We start from the raw sequence: 26,428 nt of genomic DNA on the forward strand, positions 1-26,428 counted from the left end.
TCAGTCCTCCTGGTTGCGGGTTGTGGTGTCACCGGTGGCCTCGGCCAGCCGGGCGGCCAGGACCGGTCCGATCTGGGCCAGCGAGCCCGTCTCGGTCATCCGGTCGTGCCGGGTGGTGATCTGGTGCGATTCGAGCCGGCCGGCGATGTACGGGCGCCAGGTTCCGGGCCCGGCGTCGTCCTTGTCCCGGTCGATCGTGGAGTTGAAGAGCAGCAGGTCCCCGTCGAAGCTGCCGGGGACGAAGTCGACCGACAGCCTGGCGTTGTTGATCATGATCTGGACGATGACCTGGAGCTGCCGCTCGGTCAGGCCGGCCAGGGCGCTGCCCCGCTCGCTCAGGATCTCGGCGACCTCGCCGTAGGTCAGCTGCCGGTCGCCCAGCTGGTCCGGGTCGAGGTCGAGCACGCCGACGAGCACGTCCCGCTCGGTGGGCACGGCCAGCTCGTCGAACCGCACGTCCTTCACCGGGTAGGCGTCGAGGATCGCCAGCAGTGCGGTCCGCTCGCCGCGGGCCTGCAGCTCGCAGGCGATCGCGTGGGCGATCAGCCCGCCCGCGGACCAGCCGAGCAGCAGGTACGGGCCCTCGGGCTGGATCTTCCGGATCTGGTCGGCGTAGTCGGCCGCCATCTCCTCGTAGGACGTCGGCAGGGGCTCGGGACGGCCGAGGCCACGCGCCTGGATCGCGTAGACCGGGTGCTGCGGAGCGACGTGGTTCAGCAGCCCGCTGTACGACCAGCTGATGCCGCCACCGGGGTGGATGCAGAACAGCGGCGTCCGGTCCCCGGTCGTGCGCAGTGGCAGCACCACGTCCAGCGCGTCGTCGGGATCGTTCATGACCAGGCGTTCCGTGAGCCCGGCCACGGTCGGTGCTTCGAACAGCGTGCGCAGTCCGATCTCGACGCCGAGGGTCTCGCGGACGCGGGAGACCAGGCGGGCGGCCAGCAGTGAGTGCCCGCCCAGGGCGAAGAAGCCGTCGTCGATGCGCACCTGCTCCCGGCCGAGGACCTCGGCGAACAGGTCGCACAGCAGTTCCTCCTGCGGCGTCCGGGGGCCGCGCCCGGTGCCCGGTGCCCCGTAGTCGGGGGCCGGGAGGGCGGCCCGGTCCAGCTTCCCGTTGGCGGTCAAGGGCAGCGTGTCCACCGTGACGAACGCCGACGGCACCATGTACTCGGGCAGATCGCGGCGCAGCCGGTCGGACAGCTCGCCCGCCTCGGGCGCGCCCTCGGGAGCGGGCACCAGGTAGGCGACGAGCCGCTTGTCGCCCGGCCGGTCCTCGCGGGTGACGACGGCCGCCTGGGTGACGCCCGGGCAACCCGCGAGCACCGCCTCGATCTCGCCGGGCTCGATCCTGAAGCCGCGCAGCTTGACCTGGTGGTCGGCCCGGCCGGCGAACTCCAGCGTGACTCCCCCGGCCTCCGGCCGGGGGGACCCCCAGGCCCGCCACATCGCCAGGTCGCCCGTGCGGTACATGCGGTCCCCGGCCGGCCCGTACGGGTCGGCGGTGAACCGCTGTGCCGTCAGGCCGGGCCGGCCGACGTAGCCCCGGGCCACGCCCACCCCCGCGAGGTACAGCTCGCCGACCACGCCCGGCGGCACCGACCGCAGCCCGGCGTCGAGCACGTAGGCGCGCATGTTCGCCATCGGCCGGCCGATCGGGACGGTCGCGGCGTGCTCGGGAAGGGTGCCGACCGGGTGGCAGGTGGCCAGGGTCGTGGCCTCGGTCGGCCCGTAGCCGTTGACCACCACGAGACCGGGGCAGGCCGCCAGCACCCGGGCGACGGCAGCCGGGGAGACCACGTCGCCGCCGGTCCACACCTCGCGGACGCCGGCGAGCAGGCCCGGCCGCTCCTCGGCGACCAGGCGGAACAGGCCCGCCGTCAGCCACAGTCCGGTCACCCGGTGCTCGCCGACCGTCTGCTGCAGCACGTCGAGATCGAGCCGGCCGGGCGGGGCGACGACGACCCGGCCGCCGCCGAGCAGTGGCACCCAGTGCTCGTAGGTCGAGAGGTCGAACGCCGTCGGGGAGTGCAGCAGCACTCGCTCGTGTCCGCCGCGGTGCCAGTCGGGGGCCAGCGCGAGGCCGACCACGTCACGGTGGGTGACGGCGACGCCCTTCGGCCGCCCGGTCGAGCCGGAGGTGTACATCACGTACGCCAGCTGCGACGGGTCGCACGGGACACCGGGGTCGGAGCTGTCGGGCTCGGCCTGGATCAGTGCGGTCAGCACGTCCTCGGTGAGCACCACCGCGGCCCCGGCCTCCTGGAGGATCAGGTCGATCCGGGACTGCGGGAAGCGCGGGTCGAGGGGCACGTAGGCGCCGCCCGCCTTGATGATCGCCAGGATCCCCACGACCAGGTCGGCCGAGCGTTCCAGCAGCACCGCGACCGGCGTCTCCGGCGCCACGCCCTGGCGGATCAGTGCCCGCGCGAGGCGGTTGGCCCGTAGGTCGAGTTCCCGGTAGGTCAGCTCGGTGTCACCCGCCACCACGGCCACCGCGTCCGGGGTGGCCCGCACCTGGCGGGCGAACAGCTCCGGCAGTGCGGCCCCGGGCAGTTCGGCGGCGGTGTCGTTGGCCTCGGACAGCCGGTGGCGCTCCTCGCCGGAGAGGAGGTCGATCCGGCTGATCGGCCGGTCCGGGTCGGTGACCACCGCGCGCAGCAGCCTCGCCCAGCGGTCGAACAGCAGTTCCACGGTGGCCGGGTCGAACAGGTCGGTGGCGTACTCCACCGCGCCGACCATGCCGTCGGGGCCGCCGTCCGGGCGGTGCTGCTCGGCCAGGCTGAAGGTCAGGTCGACCCGCGCGGTGTCGGTCGGCGCCTCCAGGTACCCGGTCTCCAGCCCCGGCAGCGTGAACTCGCTCAGCGGCGCGTTCTGCAGGGCCAGCATGATCTGGAACAGCGGGTGGTGCGACAGCGACCGGGCGGGGTTGACCACCTCGACCAGGTACTCGAACGGCACGTCCTGATGGGCGTACGCGGACAGCGCCTTCTGCCGGACCCGGCCGAGCAGTTCGGCGAAGCCGGGGTCGCCGCTGGTGTCGGTGCGCAGCACCAGGGTGTTGACCATGAATCCGACGAGGTCGTCGAGGGCCTGGTCGGTGCGCCCGGCGATGGGGCTGCCGATCGGGATGTCGGTGCCGGCGCCGAGCCGGGTCAGCAGCGCGGCGAGGCCGGCCTGGAGCACCATGAACATGCTGGCGCCCCGCGCGGTGGCCAGGTCCCGCAGCGCCCGGTGCAGTTCGGCGTCCAGGCGGACGGCGAGCCGGCCGCCCCGCTGGGAGGCCGCCGCGGGCCGGGGCCGGTCGGCGGGCAGTTGCAGCTGTTGCGGCAGCTCGGCCAGTTCCTTCCTCCAGTGGGCGAGTTGCCGGGCGAACAGGCTGTCCGGGTCGGCGGCGTCGCCGAGCAGATCGCGCTGCCACAGGGTGTAGTCGGCGTACTGCACCGGCAGGGGGGACCACTGCGGTGCCTCGCCCCGGCGGCGGGCGCCGTAGGCCGCCGCCAGGTCGCCGGAGAGCGGGCCCATCGACCAGCCGTCGGCCGCGACGTGGTGCACCACGACCAGCAGCACGTGCCGGTCGGGGGCGAGCGCGTAGAGCTCCGCCCTGATCGGCGGCTCGGCGGCCAGGTCGAAGCCGCGCTGGGCTCCCTCGGCCAGCCGGCCGGGCAGCCGTGCGTCGTCAAGCTCGACCAGCAGCAGCTCGGGGCGGGCCTCGTCCACGCTGAGCACCAGCTGGTACGGCACGCCGTCCGCTTCGCGCAGGACCGTCCGCAGGCTCTCGTGCCGGGCGATCACGTCGACGAGCGCGGCGTGCAGCGCGGCCCGGTCGAGTTCGCCGTCCAGGCGCAGGGCGAGCGGCATGTTGTAGGTGGCGCTCGGCCCGTCCATGCGGTGCAGGAACCACAGGCGCTGCTGGGCGAAGGACAGCGGGATCCGCTCGGAGCGCGGACGGGCGGTCAGCGCGGGCCGCTCCGTGACGGAGCCGTCGAGACGGGCCGCCAGGGCGGCCACGGTCGGGTGCTCGAAGAGCGTGCGGACCTCGAGTTCGGCGCCGAGGGTCGCCCGGACCCGTGCGGCCAGGCGGGTCGCCAGCAGGGAGTGACCGCCGAGGTCGAAGAAGCTGTCCTCGACGCCGACCCCGGGCAGCCCGAGCACGTCGGCGAAGAGTTCGGCGAGCAGTTGTTCCTGCGGGGTGCGCGGCGCCCGCCCGGTCGCCGCCGTCCCCAGGTCGGGGGCGGGCAGGGCCCGCCGGTCGAGCTTGCCGCTGGCGGTCAGCGGCAGTGCGTCCAGGACGACGAAGGCGGACGGTACGAGGTAGTCGGGCAGGCGGTCGCGCAGCCGGTCACGGAGATCGGCGACGAGGGCGCTCGTGGCGCGGCTTCCGGTGGGGCGGTTGGTGAGCGAGGACAGCGCGGTGTCGGACGGCGTCAGCGGCCGGTAGACCTCGACAGGGACGCCTCCCGGTACACCGCCGAAGACGGCGTCCAGGGTGTCGGGCGAGTGGGACGACCAGGTGACCTCCACCCGGCGGCCGAGTTCGTCGCCGAGCACGCGGAGGTCCTCCGGGTCGGGCAGGTCGCCGTCGTCCGGGCCGTGGAGGCGGTCCAGCAGTTCGGCGAGTGTGCCGTCGCCGTTCCGCACGGTCCGGGCGAGCGCCGCCTCGCGGGCGACACGCCGGTTCGGCACCCCGGTGACGCGCACCGGCTCCGCGCCGCGGCCGGCGAGCAACCCGCGCAGTTCCGTGAGGTCGGCGACCTCACGGCCCCACGCCAGCTCGTGCACCGTGGCGGGTGCAGCCGGTTCGACCGACTGCTTGTGCAGGGTGACGTCGTAGCGGTAGCGGGTGAGCTCGTTGTGGTGCCGGCCGCGCTTGACCTCCACGACCACGACGCCGATGTCGCCGTCGCCGTCGCGGTCGCGGTCGCGCAGGACGGTGAAGAAGTCCGGGTCGACCAGGAGTTCCTTCTCCACCAGCAGGGCCTGCTCCACGGCGCGACGCACTGCGGGCAGTTCGGTGCCGTCGGGGGCCCGGTGGAGCTGGACGGCGGTGGTGAAGGGGCGCAGCAGCCGCAGGTTGCGGACGTCGCCGACGAAGAGCGCGCCGCCGGGGGCGAGCAGCCGCATCAGCTTCCCGATCACGTCCGCGAGGTAGTCGGCGGACGGGAAGTACTGCACCACCGAGTTGATCATGATGGTGTCGAACCGCCCGGTCGGCAGCCCGTCGGTGTCGTGCGCCGGACGGGTCTGCAACACCACCCGCTCGGCCAGCCGGTCCTCCCCGGCCACCTGGGCGGCCAGCGCGTCGATCGCGGTGGCCGAGAAGTCGGTCGCCCAGTAGGCCTCGCAGTGCGGTGCGACCTGCGACAGGAGCAGACCGGTACCGACGCCGACCTCCAGCACCCGGCGAGGGCGCAGGGCCAGGATCCGCGCGACGGTGGCGTCCCGCCACTCCCGCATCTGCTCGAGCGGGATCGGACTCGCGTCATAACTGCTGTTCCAGCCCACGAAGTTCTGGCCGAAGGCGGTTTCCCCGGGAGCGATGGGCAGGGCGTCGTAGATGTCCTGCCACTCGCCCACGTGGTCCGCCTCCAGCCCGCCGTCCCGGGCCGCCTCCTGGCCGGGGACGACGTAACCGACGAGCCGGTCGTCCTGAGCCACGACGGCCGCCTGCGCGACGGTGGGGTGCTCGGTCAGGGCGGCCTCGACCTCGCCGAGTTCGACCCGGAAGCCGCGCACCTTCACCTGCTGGTCGGCGCGGCCGAGGTACTCCAGCTCGCCTCCGGCCCGCCAGCGCACCACATCGCCCGTGCGGTACATGCGCTCACCGTCCGCACCGAACGGACAGGCGACGAACCGCCCCGCCGTCAGCCCCGGCCGGTCCAGGTAACCGCGCGCCAGACCCGCACCCGCGACGTACAACTCCCCCGGCACCCCCGGCGGCACCGGCCGCAGCCGCTCGTCCAGCACGTACACCCGTGCGTTGGCGATCGGGCGGCCGATCGGCGGCACCCCCGACCCCGGCGACAGCGGGTCGCTCATCGTCGCGCACACCGTCGTCTCCGTCGGACCGTACGCGTTGATCATCCGCCGCCCAGGCGCCCAGCGGGCCACCAACTCCGGCGGGCAGGCCTCGCCCGCCACCACCAGCGTCGACGCCGTCACCGTGTCCGCCGGCAGGGCGGCCAGGACGGACGGGGGCACGGTCACGTGGGTGACCGCGAGGGCCGGGTCGGTCAGGGCTGCGACCGGATCCGCCGCCGGGGGCAGCACCAGGGCCGCGCCGCGCAGCAGGGCGGTGCAGATCTCCGACACCGAGGCGTCGAAGCTGGGCGAGGCGAACTGGAGCACCCGGCTGTCGGGTTCGATCGCGAACCGCTCGATCTGCCCGGCGACCAGACTCGCCACACCGCCGTGGCCGACCACGACGCCCTTGGGCCGGCCGGTCGAGCCCGAGGTGTAGATGACGTAGGCCGGGTGCCGGACGTCGAGCGCGACCTCCGGATCACCGTCCGGCCACGCGGAGACCTCGGCCACCATCGCCGGGTCGTCGATCACCACCGACGGCCGGGCGTCCTCCAGCATGAACGCGATCCGCGCCTCCGGATACGCCGGATCCACCGGCAGGTACGCAGCCCCGGCCTTCAGAACGCCCAGGACCGCCACCACCGACTCCACCGACCGCGGCAACACCACCGCCACGACCTGCTCCGGCCCCACCCCACGCGCGATCAACGCACGCGCGAACCGGTTCGCCCACCCGTCCAACTGGCGGTACGTCAACTCGACGTCACCGCAGACGAGCGCGACCGCCTCCGGCGTCGCCACCACCTGCGCCGCGAACGCCTCCGGCACCGGGACGGCGCCCACCTCGCGGGCGGTCGCGTTGCCGCGCTCCAGCAGCCGGTGCCGCTCGTCGGCGTCGAGGAGGTCGATTCCGCCGATCGGCCGTTCCGGATCGGCGACGACCGCCTCCAGCAGGAGCGTCCAGCGCCGGGCGAGGGTGGAGACCGTGTCCCGGTCGAACAGGTCGGTGGCGTACTCCATCGCGCCGGCGATCCCGGCCGGGCTTCCGTCCGGCCCGAACCGTTCGGCGAGGTTCACCCCGAGGTCGAACTTGGCGGTCCCGGTGGCCACCGCGTAGGTGGCGACCTCGAGGCCGGGCAGCGAGAACCGGCCCATCGGCGCGTTCTGCACGGCCAGGATGGTCTGGAACAGCGGGTGGTGGGACAGCGACCGGGACGGGTTCAGCACCTCCACCAAGTGCTCGAACGGCACGTCCTGGTGCGCGTACGCCGACAGCGCCGTCTCCCGCACCCTCCCCAACAGCTCCGCGAAACTCGGATCACCACTCGTATCGGTGCGCAACACCAGCGTGTTCACGAAGAACCCGACCAGATCGTCCAACGCCTCGTCGGTACGCCCCGCGATCGGACTCCCGATCGGAACGTCCGTCCCCGCACCCAACCGCGTGTACAACGCCGCCAGACCCGCCTGCAGCACCATGAACAGACTCGCTCCCGAACGCCGCGCCAACTCCACCAGCGCAACGTGCAGTTCAGGGCTCAGTTCCAGGCCGACCTGGTCCCCGTGCCAGCCGGCGACGGCCGGCCGCGGCCGGTCGGCGGGCAGCTGGAGCAGCTCCGGCAGGTCGGACAGCTGCCGCTTCCAGTAGTCGAGCTGCTCGGCGAACCGGCTCTGCGGGTCGGCGGGGTCACCGAGCAGGTCGCGCTGCCACAGGGTGTAGTCGGCGTACTGCACGAGCAGACCCGACCGACCCGGTGCGCGGCCCTCGCTGCGGGCGGCGTACGCCTCGGCCAGGTCGCGGGCCAGCGGGCCGGTGGACCAGCCGTCACCGGCGATGTGGTGCATGACCAGCAGCAGCACGTGCTCCTGCGGCGCGACCGCGAACAGCTCCGCCCGCAGCGGCGGTTCCGCCGCCAGGTCGAACGGCTGCCGGGCGAACTCGACGAGCCGAAGCGGCAGTTCGTCCTCCGACAGCTCGGTCAGCCGCACCCCGGGCCGGGCCGCATCGAGGTCCAGGACACGCTGGCACGGCACGCCGTCGACCTCCGGGAACACCGTCCGCAGGCTCTCGTGCCGGGCCACCACGTCGGCGAGCGCCTCGTCCAGCGCCGCCCGGTCGAGCGTCCCGGTCAGCTGGAGTGCCAGCGGGATGTGGTACGTCGCGGCGTCGCCGTCCATGCGGTGCAGGAACCAGAGCCGGCGCTGGGCGAAGGAGAGCGGCACCGTCTCCGGCCGATCGTGTGCGGTCAGCGCCGGGCGCGGGTGGCCGGCCTCGGCCAACGCCTCGGCCAGGCCCGCCACGGTGGGCGCCTGGAAGAGCGCGCGCAACCCGAGCTCCACGCCCAGCACCGAGCGCACCCGGGCGACCAGCCGGGTGGCGAGCAGCGAGTGCCCGCCCAGGTCGAAGAAGTCGTCGTCGACCCCGACCCTCGACGCGTCCAGCACCTCGGCGAACAGCTCGCACAGGATCTGCTCCTGCGGCGTGCGCGGCGCACGGCCCGCCACCACGGCCACCGATTCGGGCGCGGGCAGCGCCGCCCGGTCCAGCTTCCCGTTCGGCGTCAGCGGCAGCACGTCCAGCAACACGAACGCCGACGGCACCAGGTAGTCGGGCAGGCACTCACGCAGATGGGCCGTCAGCTCCGCCGGACGGACGGCCGTGCCCGGACGCGTCGCCACGTAGCCGACGAGGCGGTCGTCCTGCGCGAGGACGGCGGCCCGGGCGACGGCGGGGTACTCGGCCAGGGCCGCCTCGACCTCGCCGAGTTCGACCCGGAAGCCCCGCACCTTCACCTGGTCGTCCGCACGGCCGAGGTACTCCAGCTCGCCTCCGGCCCGCCGGCGCACCACATCGCCCGTGCGGTACATGCGCTCACCGTCCACGCCGAACGGACAGGCGACGAACCGCCCCGCCGTCAGCCCCGGCCGGTCCAGGTAACCGCGCGCCAGACCCGCACCGGCGACGTACAACTCCCCCGCCACACCCGGCGGCACCGGCCGCAGCCGCTCGTCCAGCACGTACACCCGGAAGCCCGCGACCGGACGGCCGATCGGCGGCACCCCCGACCCCGGCGACAGCGGGTCGCTCATCGTCGCGCACACCGTCGTCTCCGTCGGACCGTACGCGTTGATCATCCGCCGCCCGGGCGCCCACCGCTCCACCAGCTCCGGCGGGCACGCCTCACCCGCCACCACCAGGGTGGCGGCCGTGAGGTCGGCGCTCTCCAGCGCGGCCAGGGCCGAGGGCGGCAGCGTCACGTGGGTGACGTCCAGCCGACGGTCCGTCAGGGCCTCCAATGGGGCCTCGGCGGGGGCCAGGACGAGAACGGCGCCGGTGAGAAGCGCGCTGCACAGGTCCCAGAACGACGCGTCGAAGCTGGGCGAGGCGAACTGGAGCACCCGGCTGCCCGGCGCCACGCCGAGCCGCTCGACCTGCGCCGCCACCAGGCCCGACACGCCGGCGTGGCTCACCACGACGCCCTTGGGCCGACCGGTCGAGCCCGAGGTGTAGATGACGTAGGCCGGGTGCCGGACGTCGAGCGGCGCGATCTCCGGATCGCTGTCCGGCGAGTCCCCGCCGACCACCATCGCGGGGTCGTCGATCACCACCGACGGCCGGGCGTCCTCCAGCATGAACGCGATCCGCGCCTCCGGATACGCCGGATCCACCGGCAGGTACGCAGCCCCGGCCTTCAGGACGCCCAGGACCGCCACCACCGACTCCACCGACCGCGGCAACACCACCGCCACGACCTGCTCCGGCCCCACCCCACGCGCGATCAACGCACGCGCGAACCGGTTCGCCCACCCGTCCAACTGACGGTACGTCAACTCGACACCACCGCAGACGAGCGCGACCGCCTCCGGCGTCGCCACCACCTGCAGCGCGAACAGCTCCGGCACGCTCGTGGCGGCGGTCCGGCTCTCGGCGGCCGGCAGCAGCTCGCGGCACTCCTCGTCGGACAGCAGATCGATCCCGCCGATCGGCCGGTCCGGAGCGGCCGCGACCGCGGTCAGCAGCCTGGTCCACCGGGCGAAGAGGGCCTCCACCGTCGAACGGTCGAACAGGTCGGCGCTGAACTCGACCGCGCCGCTCAGTCCTGCCGGCGCGCCGTCAGGCCCGTGCTGCTCCGCCAGGCCGAAGGTCAGGTCGAGCCGGGAGGTCCCGGTGGGCACGGCCATCCCGTCGACCCGGACGCCCGGCAGGTCGAAGTCGCCGCCCGGCGCGTTCTGCACCACCAGTCCGGTCTGGAACAGCGGGTGGTGGGACAGCGACCGGGACGGGTTCAGCACCTCCACCAGATGCTCGAACGGCACGTCCTGGTGCGCGTACGCCGACAGCGCCGTCTCCCGCACCCTCCCCAACAGCTCCGCGAAACTCGGATCACCACTCGTATCGGTGCGCAACACCAGCGTGTTCACGAAGAACCCGACCAGATCGTCCAACGCCTCGTCGGTACGCCCCGCGATCGGACTCCCGATCGGAACGTCCGTCCCCGCACCCAACCGCGTGTACAACGCCGCCAGACCCGCCTGCAGCACCATGAACAGACTCGCCCCCGAACGCCGCGCCAACTCCACCAGCGCAACGTGCAGTTCAGGTCCGATCCGGACGTCCAGCACATCGCCGCGGTACGACACGGCGGCCGGACGCGGGCGGTCGACCGGCAGTTGCAGCTGGTCGGGCAGCCCGGCCAGCGCCTCGGTCCAGTAGGCGACCTGGCGCGCGAACACGCTGTCCGCGTCGTGCTCGTCGCCGAGGATCTCGTGCTGCCACAGGGTGTAGTCGCCGTACGTGACCGGCAGCGGCGGCCAGTCCGGCACCCCGCCGCCCCGCCGGGCGGCGTAGGCCGCGGCGAGGTCGCGGGCCAGCGGGCCCATGGACCAGCCGTCGCCCGCGATGTGGTGCATCACCACCAGCAGCACGTGCTCCTCGGGTGCGACCGCGAACAGCTCGGCCCGCAGCGGGAGTTCCGCCGTCAGGTCGAATTCCCGCACCGCGGCCTCACGCAGCAGGGCCGGAAGCTCCGCCTCGCCGGCCGTCCGCACGGCCAGCGGAACGACGGCCTCGGCCGGGTCCAGGACCCGCTGGTACGGAATGCCGGCGGTCTGCGGGAAGACCGTGCGCAGGGTCTCGTGCCGGGTCACCACATCGGTGAGGGCGGCGCTGAGCGCCTCCCGGTCGAGGTCGCCGGCCAGCCGCAGGGCGAGCGGCATGTGGTAGGTGGCGCTCGGTGCCCCGAACTGCTGGAGGAACCAGAGCCGGCGCTGCGCGAAGGAGAGCGGCACGGGCTCCCGGCGGGCCCGGGGAACCAGGGCCTGCCGCGCGACGCCGGCCTCGTGCAGCGAGGCCGCGAGCCCGGCGGGGGTCGGTGTCCGGAACAGGCTTCGCAGTTCCAGCTCGACGCCGAGGGTCGCCCGGACCCGCGAGACCAGCCGGGTGGCGAGCAGGGAGTGCCCGCCCAGGTCGAAGAAGTCGTCGTCGACCCCGGCCCGAGGCAGGCCCAGTACCTCGGCGAACAGCTCGCACAGGATCTGCTCCTGCGGCGAGCGCGGCGCACGGCCGCCCCCGGTGGTGCCCGGCTCGGGCGCGGGCAGCGCCGCCCGGTCCAGCTTCCCGTTCGGCGTCAGCGGCAGGGCGTCCAGCAACACGAACGCCGACGGCACCAGGTAGTCGGGCAGGCGCTCACGCAGGTACGCCGACAGCGCCACCACCGTCGTCCCGGTCCCGGCCGTCGGCACCACGTACGCGACGATCCGGGTCTCCCCCGGCCGGTCCTCGCGGGCGAGCACCGCGACCTGGGCGACGCCCGGGTGCGCGGCCAGCTCGGCCTCGATCTCCCCGGGCTCGATCCGGAACCCGCGGACCTTCACCTGGTGGTCCACCCGGCCCGCGAACTCCAGCTCACCTCCCCCGGCCGCCGGCCGGGGGGACCCACAGGCCCGCCAGCGGACCAGGTCGCCGGTCCGGTACATCAGCGCTCCGGCCGGACCGTACGGGTCGGCGACGAACCGCGTGGCGGTGAGCCCCGGCCGGTTCAGGTAGCCGCGAGCGAGGCCCGCCCCGGCGAGGTACAGCTCGCCCAGCACACCGGGCGCGACCGGGCGCAGGGACGAATCCAGCACGTACGTCCGGCAGTTGGCGATCGGACGGCCGATCGGCACCGGGACCGGGCAGTCCGCCGGGTCGGCCGGCAGCGGATAGGCCGTGATCACATGGGTCTCGGCGGGGCCGTAGTGGTTGTGCAGCACCCGGCCGGGCCGACGGCCCTGGAGGCGGCGCACGGCGCCGCCGAGGCGCATCGCCTCACCGGCCTGCGCGATCAGCCGCAGGCTCGGCAGCTCCAGCCCGGCCTCCTCGGCGGCCTCGGCGAGCGCCTCGATCACCAGGTTGGGCGCGAACAACTCCTCGACCCCGTGCCGGTCCAGCCAGCGGGCGAACAGCTCGGCGCTGCGGCGCTGCTCCTCGGTCGGCACCACGAGGGTCTTGCCGTACAGCAGCGCGGAGAGCACTTCCTGTACCGAGACGTCGAAGCTGATCGCGGTGAACTGCGCCGTGCGCGTACCGGGTTCGCCGCCGACGGCCCGGTGGTGCCACTCCAGCAGGTTCAGCAGCCCGCCGGCGGGCATCACCACGGCCTTGGGCCGGCCGGTGGAGCCCGAGGTGTAGATGACGTAGGCCGGGTGGCGCGGATCCACGGCGACGACCGGATCGCGTTCCGGCTGCTCCCCGTCCGGTGTGACGGCCGCGAGGTCGTCGATCACCACGGCCGGCCGGGAGTCCTCCAGCATGTACGCGATGCGGGCGGCCGGGTAGTCCGGGTCGACCGGCAGGTAGGCCGCACCCGTCTTGAGGACCGCGAGGACGGCGACGACCAGTTCGGCCGAGCGCGGCAGCCGCAGGGCGACGACCTGCTCCGGCCCGACCCCGCGCGCGATCAGCGCGTGCGCCAGCCGGTTGGCCCGGCGGTTCAGCTCGCGGTAGGTCAGCTCGGTGTCCTCGAACACCACCGCCGGGGCCTCCGGGGTCGCCCGGACCTGCGCCTCGAACAGGGCGGGCAGTCCCTCGGCGGGTACCGGGCGCGCGGTGTCGTTCCGGGCGACCAGCAGCTCGTGCCGCTCCTCGGCGGTGAGGACGTCGATCCGGCTCAGCGGCCGGTCCGGCGCGGCGACGACCGCCGTCAGCAGGCGCAGCCAGCGGGCGACCAGCGCCTCCACCGTGGCGTGGTCGAACAGGTCGGTGCTGTACTCGACCCGCCCGACGATGCCCTCGGCCGGCCCGCCGGTGCCGCCGCGCTCCAGCAGGTGGAAACCGAGGTCGAACATCGCCGTGGGCGTCCGGACCAGGAGGATCTCGGCGCCCAGGCCGCTCAGCGCGAACTCGGTGCGGGGCACGTTCTGCAGCGCGAGCAGCACCTGGAACAGCGGCTGGCGGGCGAGCGACCGGGACGGGTTGAGGGCCTCGACGACGTGCTCGAACGGCAGGTCCTGGTGCGCGTAGGCGGCGAGCGCGTTCTCCCGGACCCGGACCAGCAGCTCGGCGAAGGACGGGTCGCCACTCGTGTCCGTGCGGAGCACCACGGTGTTGACGAAGAATCCGATCAGGTCGTCCAGGGCCTGGTCGGTCCGGCCGGCGATCAGGCTGCCGACCGGGATGTCGTCGCCCGCGCCGAGCTTGTCCAGCAGCGCCGCCAGCGCGGCCTGCAGCACCATGTAGACGCTGGCCCCGTGCTCGCGGCCCAGGCGCAGCAGTGCGCCGTGCAGATCCGCGTCCAGGTCGATCGCCAGCTGCCCGCCCTGGTACGAGGTGGTCGCCGGACGGGGCCGGTCTGCGGGCAGCCGGATCTGCTCGGGCAGGCCGGCCAGCTGCTCCGTCCAGTAGGCCGTCTGGCGGGCGAACAGGCTCCCGGGGTCCGCCTGGTCGCCGAGCAGCCGGTCGTGCCACAGGGTGTAGTCGGCGTACTGCACCGGCAGCGGCGCCCAGCCCGGCTCCTCGTGTCGGCGGCGCGCCGCGTACGCGGTGGCCAGGTCGGCGGCCAGCGGGCCCAGCGACCAACCGTCACCCGCGATGTGATGCATGACCACCAACAGCACGTGCTCGTCCGCCGAGAGCTCGAACAGCTCGGCGCGCAGCGGCGGTTCGGCCGCGAGGTCGAATCCTCGTGCCGCGCCGCGGGCCAGCAGCTCCGTCAGGTGTGCCTCGTCGGCCGGGGTGACCGGCAGTTTCGGCCGCGCCTCCCCGGCGGCCAGCACCTGCTGGCACGGCACGCCGTCGACGGCCGGGAAGACCGTGCGCAAGGTCTCGTGCCGGTCGACCACGTCGCCGAGCGCCTGTTCCAGGGCCGCCCGGTCCAGCGGTCCGGACAGTCGCCAGGCCAGCGGCATGTTGTAGGTCGGCCCGGTGCCCTCCAGCTGGTGCAGGAACCACAGCCGCCGCTGAGCGGACGACAGCGGCACAATCCCCCAGCCTTCGGCCGGGGGTGCCCCCATGGGCCGCTCCGCCCGCCCCAGGGCGAGCCGGGCCCGGTCCGCGCCGCCCAGCCCGGCGGCCAGTCCGGCCACGGTCGGGGTGCGGAACAGGGTGCGCAGCGCCAGCTCCACGCCCAGGGTCGCACGGACCCGGGCCACCAGCCGGGTGGCCAGCAGCGAGTGCCCGCCCAGGTCGAAGAAGTCGTCGTCGACGCCGACCTGCGGCAGGCCCAGCACCTCGGCGAACAGCCCGGCCAGCACGTGTTCCTGGGGAGTGTGCGGTGCCCGGCCGATCCGCGTCACGGCGGCATCCGGCTCGGGCAGGGCGCGCCGGTCCAGCTTGCCACTGGCGTTCAGCGGCAGGGCGTCGAGGGGAACGAACGCGGCGGGCACCATGTAGTCCGGCAGCCGCTCGCGCAGGTGCGCCCGCAGGTCCTCCGGCCCGGGCTCCGCCCCGGTGACGGGCACCAGGTAGGCGACCAGCCGGGTGTCCTCCGCCCGGTCCTGCCGGACGGTCACTGCGGCCTGCGCGACCTGCGGGTGTTCCGCCAGGGCCGCCTCGATCTCGCCGAGTTCGATCCGGAAGCCGCGGACCTTGACCTGGTCGTCGGTACGGCCGAGGAACTCCAGGTTCCCGTCCGAGCCCCACCGCACCAGGTCACCGGTCCGGTACATGCGCTCGCCGGCCGGCCCGAACGGATCGGCCACGAAACGCCCGGCAGTCGGACCCGGGCGGTTCAGGTAGCCCCGTGCCAGGCCCGCGCCCGCGATGTACAACTCACCCGCCACACCCGTGGGCGTCTGCCGCAACGCGCCGTCCAGCACGTACGACCGGGTGTTGCCGACCGGCCGACCGATCACCGGGCGCGGGCTCGACTCCAGCGGGGCGATCACCGAGTTCACCGTGCACTCGGACGGACCGTAGAAGTTCAGGCACGACACCCCGTCGGCTGCCCGCAGCCGCTCCCACAACTGCTCCGGAACGGCCTCCCCACCCGCCGCGACCACCGCCGGACGCCACTGTGCATCGTCCAACAGACCTCGCTCGAACAGGACTTGAAGGTACGACGGGGTGGCTCCGACATAGTCCAGCCCGCAACGCGCAGCGTAATCGACGAAGGCGTCCGGATCAGCCCAGGTCTCCTCGTCCAGGACGTGCAGTTCGTGGCCCGCGAACAGGCCGAACAGCTGGTCCCAGGACGCGTCGAACGATACCGACGTGGTCAGTCCCACCCGCAGTCGCCCCTTCGACCGCCGCGCGAACAGCAGCGGCCGCTGGTTGGCGAACAGGTTGAGCAGGCCGCCGTACGTCGACACGACGCCCTTGGGCCGCCCGGTCGAGCCGGAGGTGTAGATGACGTAGGCCGGATGCTCCGGATCGACGGCCACCTCCGGGTCCGCTGCCGGGAAGCCCTCCAGCGTCGCCGCGGTCTCCGGGTCGTCGACCACCAACCCCCCGGCGACACCGGCCGCGGGCAACCGGTCCCGGGTACGGGCATCGGTCACCACCATGACCGGCCGGGCGTCGTCGAGCATGTAACCGATTCGGGCGGCGGGGTACTCCGGGTCGACCGGGACGTAGGCGGCACCGGCCTTCAGCACCGCGAGGATCGCCACCACCAGTCCCGCCGAACGCGGCAGGGCCACCGCCACCGGCCGCTCCGGCCCCGCCCCGCGAGCGATCAGGGCATGCGCCAGCCGGTTCGCCCGCGCGTCCAGCTCCGCATACGTCAACGATGCCTCCGGCCCCACCACCGCGACCGCGTCCGGCGTCGCCCGCACCTGCGCCCGGAACACCTCCGCCAGACTCTCGCTGGGGCCCTCGGCCACCGGGCCGGTACCCAGCGCCAGCAGCTCACGCTCCTCCTCCGCTGCGAGCAGACCGAATCGGCTGAGCCGCCGCCGCGGGTCGGCGACCGCCGCACGAAGCAGCCGCTGCCACCACCCGATCATCGTCTCGACGGTGGCCGGGTCGTACAGGTCGCTGGTGTACTCGACCAGCCCGTCGATCCCCTCCGGAGAACCGTCCTCCGCGTGCCGCTCGGACATCGTGAGGATCAGGTCGAGCTTGGCGGTGGTCGTCGTCAACGGCATGCCGCCGACGCGCAGCCCGGGCGGGGCGAAGTCGGCCCGGGGTGCGTTCTGGAGCACCAGCATGACCTGGAACAGCGGGTGGTGCGCCAGCGACCGCACCGGGTTGAGGGCCTCGACGAGGTACTCGAACGGCAGGTCCTGGTGGGCGTACCCGGCCAGCGCGGTGTCGCGCACCCGGCCCAGCAGCTCGGCGAAGGTCGGGTCGCCGCTCGTGTCCGTCCGGAACACCAGGGTGTTGACGAAGTAGCCGACCTGGTCGTCCAGCGCCTGGTCGGTCCGGCCGGCGACCGGGCTGCCGACCGGGATGTCGTCGCCCGCGCCGAGCTTGCTCAGCAGCAGTGCGAGCCCGGCCTGGAGCACCATGAACAGACTCGTCCCGTGCGTACGGGCGAGCTCGCGCAGACCGCGGTGCAGCTCCGCGTCCAGGCCGGCGTCCAGGAGGCCGCCCCGGTGCGAGGCGACCGCCGGGCGGGGCCGGTCGGTGGGCAGCCGGAGCTGCTCCGGCAGATCGGCCAACTGCCGCGTCCAGTAGGCCGCCTGGCGGGCGAACGGGCTGTCACTGTCGGCGGCGTCGCCGAGCAGCTCGTGCTGCCACAGGGTGTAGTCGGCGTACTGGACCGGCAGCTCCGCCCACTGCGGCTCCTCACCCCGGCAGCGCGCCGCGTAGGCGGCGGTCAGGTCCTGCGTGAGCGGGCCCAGCGACCAGCCGTCACCGGCGATGTGGTGCAACACCATCTGGAGCACGTGCTCGTCCGGTCCGAGCTCGAACAGGCCGACGCGCAGCGGCAGATCGACGGCCAGGTCGAACGGCCGGGCCTTCGCGGTCGCCAGCACGCCCGGCAGCCCGGCCTCGGTGGTCCGGCTCGCGTCCAGCCGCGGGCGGCCCGCCACGACGTCCAGCACCCGCTGGTACGGCACGCCGTCCACCGCCGGGAAGACGGTGCGCAGGCTCTCGTGCCGCTCGACCACGTCCGCCAGGGCGGCCGCCAGGGCCCGCCGGTCCAGGGCGCCGGACAGCCGCCACGCCAGGGCGATGTGGTAGTTCGCGCTCGCGCCCTCCAGCTGGTGCAGGAACCAGAGCCGCCGCTGCGCGAAGGACAGCGGGATCCGCTCGGGTCGCGGCTGGGGCGCCAGGGCCAGCTGTGCCCGGCGGGCACCCGCCAGGGCGGCGGCCACGCCGGCCGGGGTCGGGGTCTCGAACAGGGTGCGCAGCTCCAGCTCCACCCCGAGGGTCGCGCGGACCCGGGCGGCCAGGCGCGTCGCCAGCAGCGAGTGCCCGCCGAGGTCGAAGAAGCTGTCCTCCACGCCGGCCTCGGCCACCCCGAGGACCTCGGCGAACAGCTCGCACAGGATCTGCTCCTGCGGCGTGCGCGGCGCGCGGCCGGCGTTCGCCGGAGTGAGGTCGGGCGCGGGCAGCGCACGACGGTCCAGCTTGCCGTTGGCGGTCAGCGGCAGGCTCTCCATGGTGACGAACGCGGCCGGCACCATGTACTCCGGCAGCCGCTGCCGCAGGTACTCGCGCAGTTCGGCCGGGCGGTGGGCGGCGCCCGCGGCGGGCACCAGGTACGCGACCAGCCGGGTGTCGTCGGCGCGGTCCTGCCGCGCCAGGACGGCGACCTGGGCGACGGCCGGGTGGGCGGCGAGCGCCGCCTCGATCTCACCGAGTTCGATCCGGAAGCCGCGCACCTTCACCTGGTCGTCGGCCCGGCCGACGAACCGCAGGCTGCCGTCCGCGCCTCGGCGCACGACGTCGCCGCTGCGGTACATGCGCGCGCCGGCCGACCCGTACGGATCGGCCACGAAGCGTCCGGCGGTCAGGCCGGGCCGGTTCAGGTAGCCGCGTGCCAGCCCGGCGCCCGCGACGTACAACTCGCCGGGCACGCCCGGGGGCACCGGGCGCAGGTGGGCGTCCAGCACGTACGTGCGCAGGTCGGGGATGGCCATGCCGACCTGGCCGGCGGCGGTGCCGGAGGAGTCGAGCACGGCGTGGGTCACGTGCACGGTGGTCTCGGTGATGCCGTACATGTTGACCAGCCGCGGCGCGTCGTCCGGGTGCCGCTCGTACCAGCTCGCCAGCCGGGCGTGCTCCAGCGCCTCGCCGCCGAACACCACGGTGCGCAGGGCGAGTTCACGGCCGGTTTCCGGCGCCTCCTCGTCCGCCTGCATCAGCTGGTAGAAGGCGGACGGCGTCTGGTTGAGCACCGTCACCCGCTCGCGGGCGAGGAGTTCCAGGAACCGGTGCGGCGAGCGGCTGGTCTCGTGGTCCACGACCACCAGACGGCCGCCGTGGAGCAGTGGGCCCCACAGCTCCCAGACCGAGAAGTCGAAGGCACAGGAGTGGAAGAGGGTCCAGACGTCCTCGGCGGAGAAGCCGAACAGCTCCCGGGTGACGCCGAACAGCCGCACCACGTTCCGGTGCGGGACCACGACGCCCTTGGGGTTACCGGTGGACCCGGAGGTGTGGATGACGTAGGCCGGGTGCCCCGGATCGACGGCGGTCTCCGGGTCGGTGTCCGGCAGGCCGGCCAGGTCGGCGGTGTCCAGCAGCAACTGGTCCACCCGGTCCGCCCCCGGCAGATCGCCGATCCGGCTCGTCGTCACGAGCAGCGAGGGCCGGGCGTCCTGGAGCAGGTAGGCGATCCTGGCGGCCGGGTACTCCGGATCCACCGGCACGTACGCGGCGCCGGCCTTGAGCACCGCGAGCACGGCCACGACCAGTTCCACCGAGCGCGGCAGGGCCAGCGCCACCAGTTGCTCCGGCCCGACCCCCCGGTCGATCAGGGCGTGTGCCAGCCGGTTCGCCCTGGCGTTCAACTCGCCGTAGGTCAGGGCGACTTCGCCGTCCGTGACCGCGACCGCGGCCGGGTTCGTCCGTACCTGCTGCTCGAAGAGCGCGGTGATGCCGCTCTCCGGCGACTCCCCGCTCCGGCCGGGGCCGGCCGGCAGCAGGGCGCGGAGCTCCTCGGCGGACAGCACGTCCACCCGGCCGATCCGTCGGCCGGGGTCGGCGACGACGGCGCGCAGCAGCCGCAGCCACCGGTCGGCGATCCCCGCCACGGTCGCCTCGTCGAACAGGTCGGTGCTGTACTCCACCAGGACCGACAGGCCGTCCGTGCCCGGCTGTTCGGTCACCATGAAGGTCAGGTCGCACTTGGCCGTACCGGTGGGGACCAGGTCGGTCGCCACCCGCAGCCCCGGCAGGTCGAACGCACCGAGCGGAGCGTTCTGCAGGGCGAGCATGGTCTGGAACAGGGGGTGGTGCGCCAGCGACCTGGTCGGGTTCAGCGCCTCCACCAGGTGCTCGAACGGCACGTCCTGATGCGCGTACGCGGCCAGCGCGTCGGCGCGCACCCGGCCGAGCAGCTCGGTGAAGGACGGGTCGCCGGAGAGGTCGGTGCGCAGCACCAGGGTGTTGACGAAGAAGCCGACCAGCTCGTCCAGGGCCTCGTCGGTGCGTCCGGCGATCGGCGTGCCGATCGGGACGTCGGTGCCCGCGCCGAGCTTGCCCAGCAGGGCGGCCAGCCCGGCCTGGAGCACCATGAAGAGGCTGGCCCCGCCGTCGCGGGCGAGCGCGCGCAGGCCCTGGTGCAGCTCGGCGTCGATCCGCACCGGCAGGTGGGCGCCCCGGTACGACATCGCCGCCGGCCGGGGCCGGTCGAACGGCAGCTCGACCTGCTCGGGCAGGTCCGCCAGCTGCTCCCGCCAGTAGGCGAGTTGGCCGTTCAGCAGGCTGTCCGGGTCCGAGCCGTCGCCCAGCAGCTCCTGCTGCCAGAGGGCGTAGTCGGCGTACTGGACCGGTAGCGGCGACCACTCCGGCTTCGCCCCCTCGGCCCGGGCCGCGTAGGCGGTCGTCAGGTCCCGTGAGAGCGGGCCCATCGACCAGCCGTCACCCGCGATGTGGTGCACCACGAGCAGCAGCACGTGCTGCTCGGTGCCCAGCTGGAACAGTTCGGCGTGCAGCGGCGGCTCCGCGGCGAGGTCGAAGCCGTACCGGGCCGCCTCCGCCAGCCGGTCCGGCAGGTCGGCCTTGCCGACCTCGGTCACCCGCAGTCGCGGCCGTGCCGCGTCGGGGGCCAGCACCCGCTGGCACGGCTCGCCGTCGACCACCGGGAAGACGGTGCGCAGGCTCTCGTGCCGCTCGACCACGTCCGCCAGGGCGGCCTCCAGGGCCCGCTGGTCCAGGCTTCCGGACAGCCTCAGCGCCAGCGGGATGTTGTACGTGGCGCTCGGGCCCTCCATCCGGTGCAGGAACCACAGCCGGCGCTGCGCGAAGGACAACGGGGCGGTGTCGGACCGATCGTGCCCCACGAGGGCGGGCCGCGCCCGGGCCGCGACGTCCACCGTCGCCGCCAGTTCCGCCACCGTCGGCGCGTCGAACAGGTCGCTCAACCGCAGCTCCACGCCCAGCACCGACCGTGCCCTGGCGACCAGCCGGGTGGCCAGCAGCGAGTGCCCGCCGAGGTCGAAGAAGCTGTCGTCCGGCCCGGCCTCGGCCACCCCGAGCACCTCGGCGAACAGCCCGGCCAGCAGGTGTTCGGTCGCGGTGCGCGGAGCACGGCCCGGGGCGCTCGCGGCCTGCTCGGGGGCCGGCAGGGCCCGCCGGTCGAGCTTCCGGTTCGGGGTCAGCGGCAGGGCGTCCAGCATCACGAACGCGGTCGGCACCATGTACTCCGGCAGCCGCTCGCGCAGGTGCTCGCGCAGCACGGGTGCGGCCACCGTGGTACCGGGTGCCGGCACGACGTAGCCGACCAGCCGGGCGTCCTCCTCGGTCCGCACCACAACGGCGGCCTGCGCGACCTGCGGGTGCTCGGCGAGCACGGATTCGATCTCGCCGAGTTCGATCCGGAATCCCCGGACCTTGACCTGATCGTCGGTACGGCCGAGGAACTCCAGGTTCCCGTCCGAGCCCCACCGCACCAGGTCACCGGTGCGGTACATGCGCGAGCCGGCCGGCCCGAACGGGTCCGCCACGAACCGCCCGGCGGACAGCCCCGGACGGTTCAGGTAACCCCGCGCCAACCCCGCGCCCGCGATGTACAGCTCACCCGGCTCGCCCGTCGGCATCGGCCGCAGCGCGCCGTCCAGCACGTACAGCCGAGCGTTGCCGACCGGCCGGCCGATCACCGGGCGGGGACTCGAACCCATCGACGCGACGACCGAGTTCACCGTGCACTCGGACGGCCCGTAGAAGTTGACGCAGGACACCCCGTCGGCCGGACGCAGCCGCTCCCACAGCTGCTCCGGGACCGCCTCGCCGCCCGCCGCGACCATCGCCGGGCGCCACTGCGGACCGCCCAGCAGACCGTGTGCGACGAGGATTTGGAGGTACGACGGGGTGGCTTCGATGAAGTCCAGGCGGCAGCGCCCGGCGTACTCGACGAAGGCGTCCGGGTCGGCCCAGGTCGTCTGGTCCGGGACGTGCAGTTCGTGGCCCGCGAACAGGCCGAGCAGCTGGTTCCAGGAGGCGTCGAACGAGACCGACGTGGTGAGCGCCACGCGGAGCCGGTTCCGTTCCGCGAGCAGGGGCGGGAACAGTGCCCGCTGCTGGTCGGCGAAGAGGTTGAGCAGAGCGCCGTGCGTCGACACCACGCCCTTGGGCCGCCCGGTCGACCCGGACGTGTAGATCACGTACGCCGGATGCCCCGGATCGACGGCAACGTCCGGATCCGTCGCCCGGCAGCCCGCCACCACCCCCACCGTCTCCGGATCATCGACCACCAACCACCCGGCGGAACCCGCCTCCGGCAGCCGGTCCCGGGTGCGGGAGTCCGTCACCACCACAACCGGCCCCGCGTCGTCCAGCATGTACCCGATCCGCGCGGCCGGGTACTCCGGATCGACCGGGACATGGGCGGCCCCGGCCTTCAGCACCGCGAGGACCGCCACCACCAGCTCGGCCGACCGCGGCAGGGCCACCGCCACCAGCCGCTCCGGCCCCGCACCCCGGGCGATCAGGGCGTTCGCCAGCCGGTTCGCCCGCGCGTCCAACTCCGCGTACGTCAGCGACGCATCCGGCCCCACCACCGCGACCGCGTCCGGCGTCGCCCGCACCTGCGCCCGGAACACCTCCGCCAGACTCTCGCTGGGGCCCTCGGCCACCGGACCGGCACCGAGCGCCAGCAGTTCCCGCTCCTCGCCCGAGGCGAGCAGGCCGATCCGGCCGACCGGTTCCTGCGGGTCGCAGGCGGCGACGGCGTCCAGTAGTGCGATCAAGCGCCCTTGATGGAGGGCGAGTTCACCGTCGCTCCAGATCTGGGGCGCGCCCTTGAGCTCGACCTCGAGTTCGCTGTCCCCCCGCCGACCGGTGACCCAGAGGGACAGCCCGGTGGTCGGCTCCGGGAGCAGGTAGTGCAGCGTGGCGGGATGCCCGGCGAAGCTCGGCGCGGAGTCGAAGACCAGGATGTTGACGACCAGCGGAAACCCCGCCTCGGTGGCACCGGGAACGCCGAGTTCCCGGAACAGGTCCTCGCTGCGGTAGCGCTGGTGCGCGAGGGCCCCGTCGGCCTTCCCCGCCACCTCGGCGAGGAGGTCCCGCCATCGCATGTCCGGTCGCAGTGGCAGCCGCAGGGGCACCACGTTCGCCACCGTGCCGGGTGTGGACAGCAGGGCGCGGTCGGCGCCCTCGCGCCCGGTGACGGGAAGGCCCATCAGCACGTCCCGGTCGCCGGTGAGCCGCTGCGCGTAGAGGGCCGTCACCGCGATGAGCAGGCGGGACCAGTGGACCTCGGCCCGTGCGGCCGCCGCCCGCAGCGCGTCCACCCGGAGCACCGCCGGTTCCACCGCGCTGCGCAGGCCGATCCCGCCGCGCTGGGTCCGGACGGTGAGCCGGGTCGGCTCCGGACGGTCGGCGAGCCGCTCCGTCCAGTACGAACGGTCGGAGGTGAACTGCCCGGAGGCCCGGTAGTCGGTGTCACCGCGGATCAGGTCGTCCAGCGAGCCGAACGGCGAGCGCGGGGCGGAGCCGCCTCCGGCCAGCGCCGTGTACATCCGCGTGAGCCGCCGCCGAACGAGGGAAAGGCCGTACCCGTCCATCACCAGGTGGTGGTGATTCTGGTACACGAGATGGTGCGCCGGAGAGAGGCTGATCAGCGCGAAACTGAAGAGCGGATCGCGGGTGAGGTCCAGCGCACGCATCCGGTCCCGGGCCATCCAGGCCAGGGCCGCCGCCCACGGATCGGGCTCGGAGCTCAGGTCGAGCCGGGCCGGTTCCCAGTCCCATCCCGCGCGAACGACTTGCCGCGGTTCCTGGCCGTCGTGGACGAAGCTCACGTGCAGTGAATCGATCTCGTCGACCACCCGTCGCACCGCGGTCTCGAAGAATTCCGCGTCGACCGGTCCGTGGACTTCCAGGTATTCGCCGATGCGGTAGGCGTCGAGCACTGTCCGAGCGCGTTGCTCGGCCAGCCAGATCTCGCGCTGGGCCGCTGTCAGCGGAAGGGTGTCGCCGTCGCGACGGGACATGGGGGTACCTCCAGGAATGTGGGCAGGCGTGAGGGCGCGCTGGGCACGCCGGCCGCGGTGACGTCACGCGGTCGGCGGGCGGGTGGCGCGGCGGCTACGGTCAGGCGGCGATTTCGCCGGCTTGGAGCTGCCAGAGGGATGCGTAGAGTCCGCGCCGGTCCAGGAGTTCGTCGTGGGTGCCCTGCTCGGCCACGACGCCGCCCTTGTCCATGACGTAGATCCGGTCGGCGTGGCGAACCGTGGAGAGCCGGTGGGCGATGACGACCATCGTCCGGTCGGCCGCGAAGGCCCGGAGCGTGCGCTGGATCGCGGCCTCGGTCTCGTTGTCCACGGCGGAGGTGGCTTCGTCGAGGATCACGACCGGGGCGTCCTTGAGGATCGCGCGCGCCAGGGCGATCCGCTGCCGCTGGCCGCCCGAGAGGGTGGCGCCGCGTTCGCCGATCACCGTGTCGTAGCCGTCCGGAAGCGTCGCGATGAAGGTGTGTGCCTCGGCCTTCGAGGCCGCCTCGACCACGGCCTCGTCCGAGGCGTCGAAACTGCCGTAGCGGATGTTGTCGGCGATCGTTCCGTCGAAGAGGAAGGGATCCTGGGCGACGAACCCGATCGCGTGGCGCAGGTCGTGCCGCCGGAGGTCGCGCACGTCCCGCCCGTCGAGCAGCACGCTGCCGTACTCCGCGTCCTGGAAGCGCATCAGCAGCTTGGCGATCGTCGTCTTGCCGGAGCCGGTGGCGCCGACGAGGGCGGTGACCTGCCCGGCGGGGATGGTCAGCGAGAGGCTCTCCAGCGCCGGCGGCCGACCGGGGTAGGCGAAGGTCACGTCGTCGAGGACGATCTCGCCGTGCACCTTCTCCACGTCGAGCGGTCCGCCGGTGCCGTCGGTCTCGACGGGCAGGGCGCGCAGCCGGTGGACCCGGTCGTAGGCGGCGATCGTGCGCTGGTACTGGTCGACGATGCCGCCGAGCCGGTTCATCCGCAGCAGCACCATCTGGGGCAGCCCGATCAGCGGGCTGAACACCTCGAACGGCAGGGTGCCGTTGAGCACCGACCGGCCGCCGATCAGCAGGGTGCCGGCCATGGAGGCGGTCGTGCAGGCCCGGACGGTCTCGGCGTGGCGGATCGTGCCCCGGTCGGTCCGGTGGCTGCTCTCCTGGGCGTCCCCGCTCAGCCGGTCGATGCGCTCGGCCTCGTAGTCCTCGGTGCAGAAGCTCTTGACGGTGGCGCCGGCCTCCAGGCTGTTCACCAGCTGGCTGTGCAGCCTGGCCCGCTGCTCGCCGGAGACGGCGTAGTCGGCCGCGGCCTTGTCCTGGTAGCGGAGCGACAACCAGGCGATGACCGGGATGGGCAGGAAGGCGATCCAGGCGATCTGCGGTGCCAGCAGCAGGAAGAGCGGCACCAGCAGGGCGAGGCTGGTGCCCAGTTGCAGCACGTCGTTGGCCGAGGTGGAGAAGAAGGTCCCCAGCTGCCGGACGTCGTCGGTGAGCGCGCCGGCGATCCGGGTGGTCCGCTCGCCTTCCAGGTGGCGCAGTTCGAGGTGCTGCACATGGGCGTACGTGCGGCTCCGCCAGTCGTGCTCGATGTCCTGGCCGAGCCGGCGCCACTGGAGGTTCGAGGAGTAGGAGAGGCCCGCCACGGCGGCACAGGCCGCCGCCACCAGCCCTGCCAGACCCCAGAGTTGAGCGGTCGCGGTGGTCAGACCGAGGCTGACCAGCGGCGCGGCCTCACCCTTGATGAGGACCAGCGCCGTCCAGCCGAGGAAGGTGCCGAGCGCCATCTCCGAGACCTGGCAGGCGACCGACAGCGTGGAGGCGCGGTAGAGGCGCCGCCGGTGCGGTCCGACGATCTCCAGCAGGGGATGCCGTTCGGCTCCGGGCCCGGCGAGGTCCCTGGTCGCGTCGACCGTTCTGCGCCAGGCCTTTCGGACCACGACCGCGGTCGCCGCCGCCACCCCGCCCAGCGCGACCAGCTGCCTGCTCAGCGCCGACCCGCGGATCAGCGCGATGCCGGCCGCGACACCGCCCCCGACGGCGAGGACGGGACGCAGGACGAGGCCGCGATCGGCCCGCGGGGCCGGTTCGGCGACGGGCCGTACCGGCGCGGGACGGGCGGCTCGGGACATGCCCTCCATGACCACGATGACGGCCCTGCGGACGATCCGGTCGACGTCCGCGCCGCTCACGCGCGCGTCGTGCCGGACGAGGACCCCGCCGGTGACCGGGCTGGCCTGCGCCTGGGTGATCCCGGGGATGCGCCGCAGGGTCGCGGCGAGGACTTCGGCCGTCCGGGGCCGGCCGAGAACCGGCTTGACGTCCCAGCGCTGGCGGCCCGGAATGACCGAGCGCGGGCGCACGTCCAAATCCACGGAGCTGTATCCGGTTGCGGCACC

The 26,428-nt window shown here is 73.7% G+C and carries 2 protein-coding genes; both read right to left on the reverse strand.

From position 1 onward, the window contains the following. Entirely contained in the window at positions 1-24,045 is a 24,045-nt protein-coding gene (locus ACIO5E_RS25100; protein ID WP_400671706.1) for a non-ribosomal peptide synthase/polyketide synthase, read from the reverse strand. Between the two features lie 100 nt (positions 24,046-24,145). Beyond that, a complete protein-coding gene (locus ACIO5E_RS25105; RefSeq protein ID WP_400671708.1) occupies positions 24,146-26,392 on the reverse strand; it encodes an ATP-binding cassette domain-containing protein in 2,247 nt (748 codons plus the stop codon). Positions 26,393-26,428: the final 36 nt, after the last annotated feature.

Source organism: Kitasatospora sp. NPDC087314 (genome assembly GCF_044744365.1).
GTDB lineage: Bacteria > Actinomycetota > Actinomycetes > Streptomycetales > Streptomycetaceae > Kitasatospora.

Bases quoted from the DNA above. Each gene is read 5' to 3' on its own strand.
- ACIO5E_RS25100 (WP_400671706.1), bottom strand. From the start codon at position 24,045: ATGTCCCGTCGCGACGGCGACACCCTTCCGCTGACAGCGGCCCAGCGC.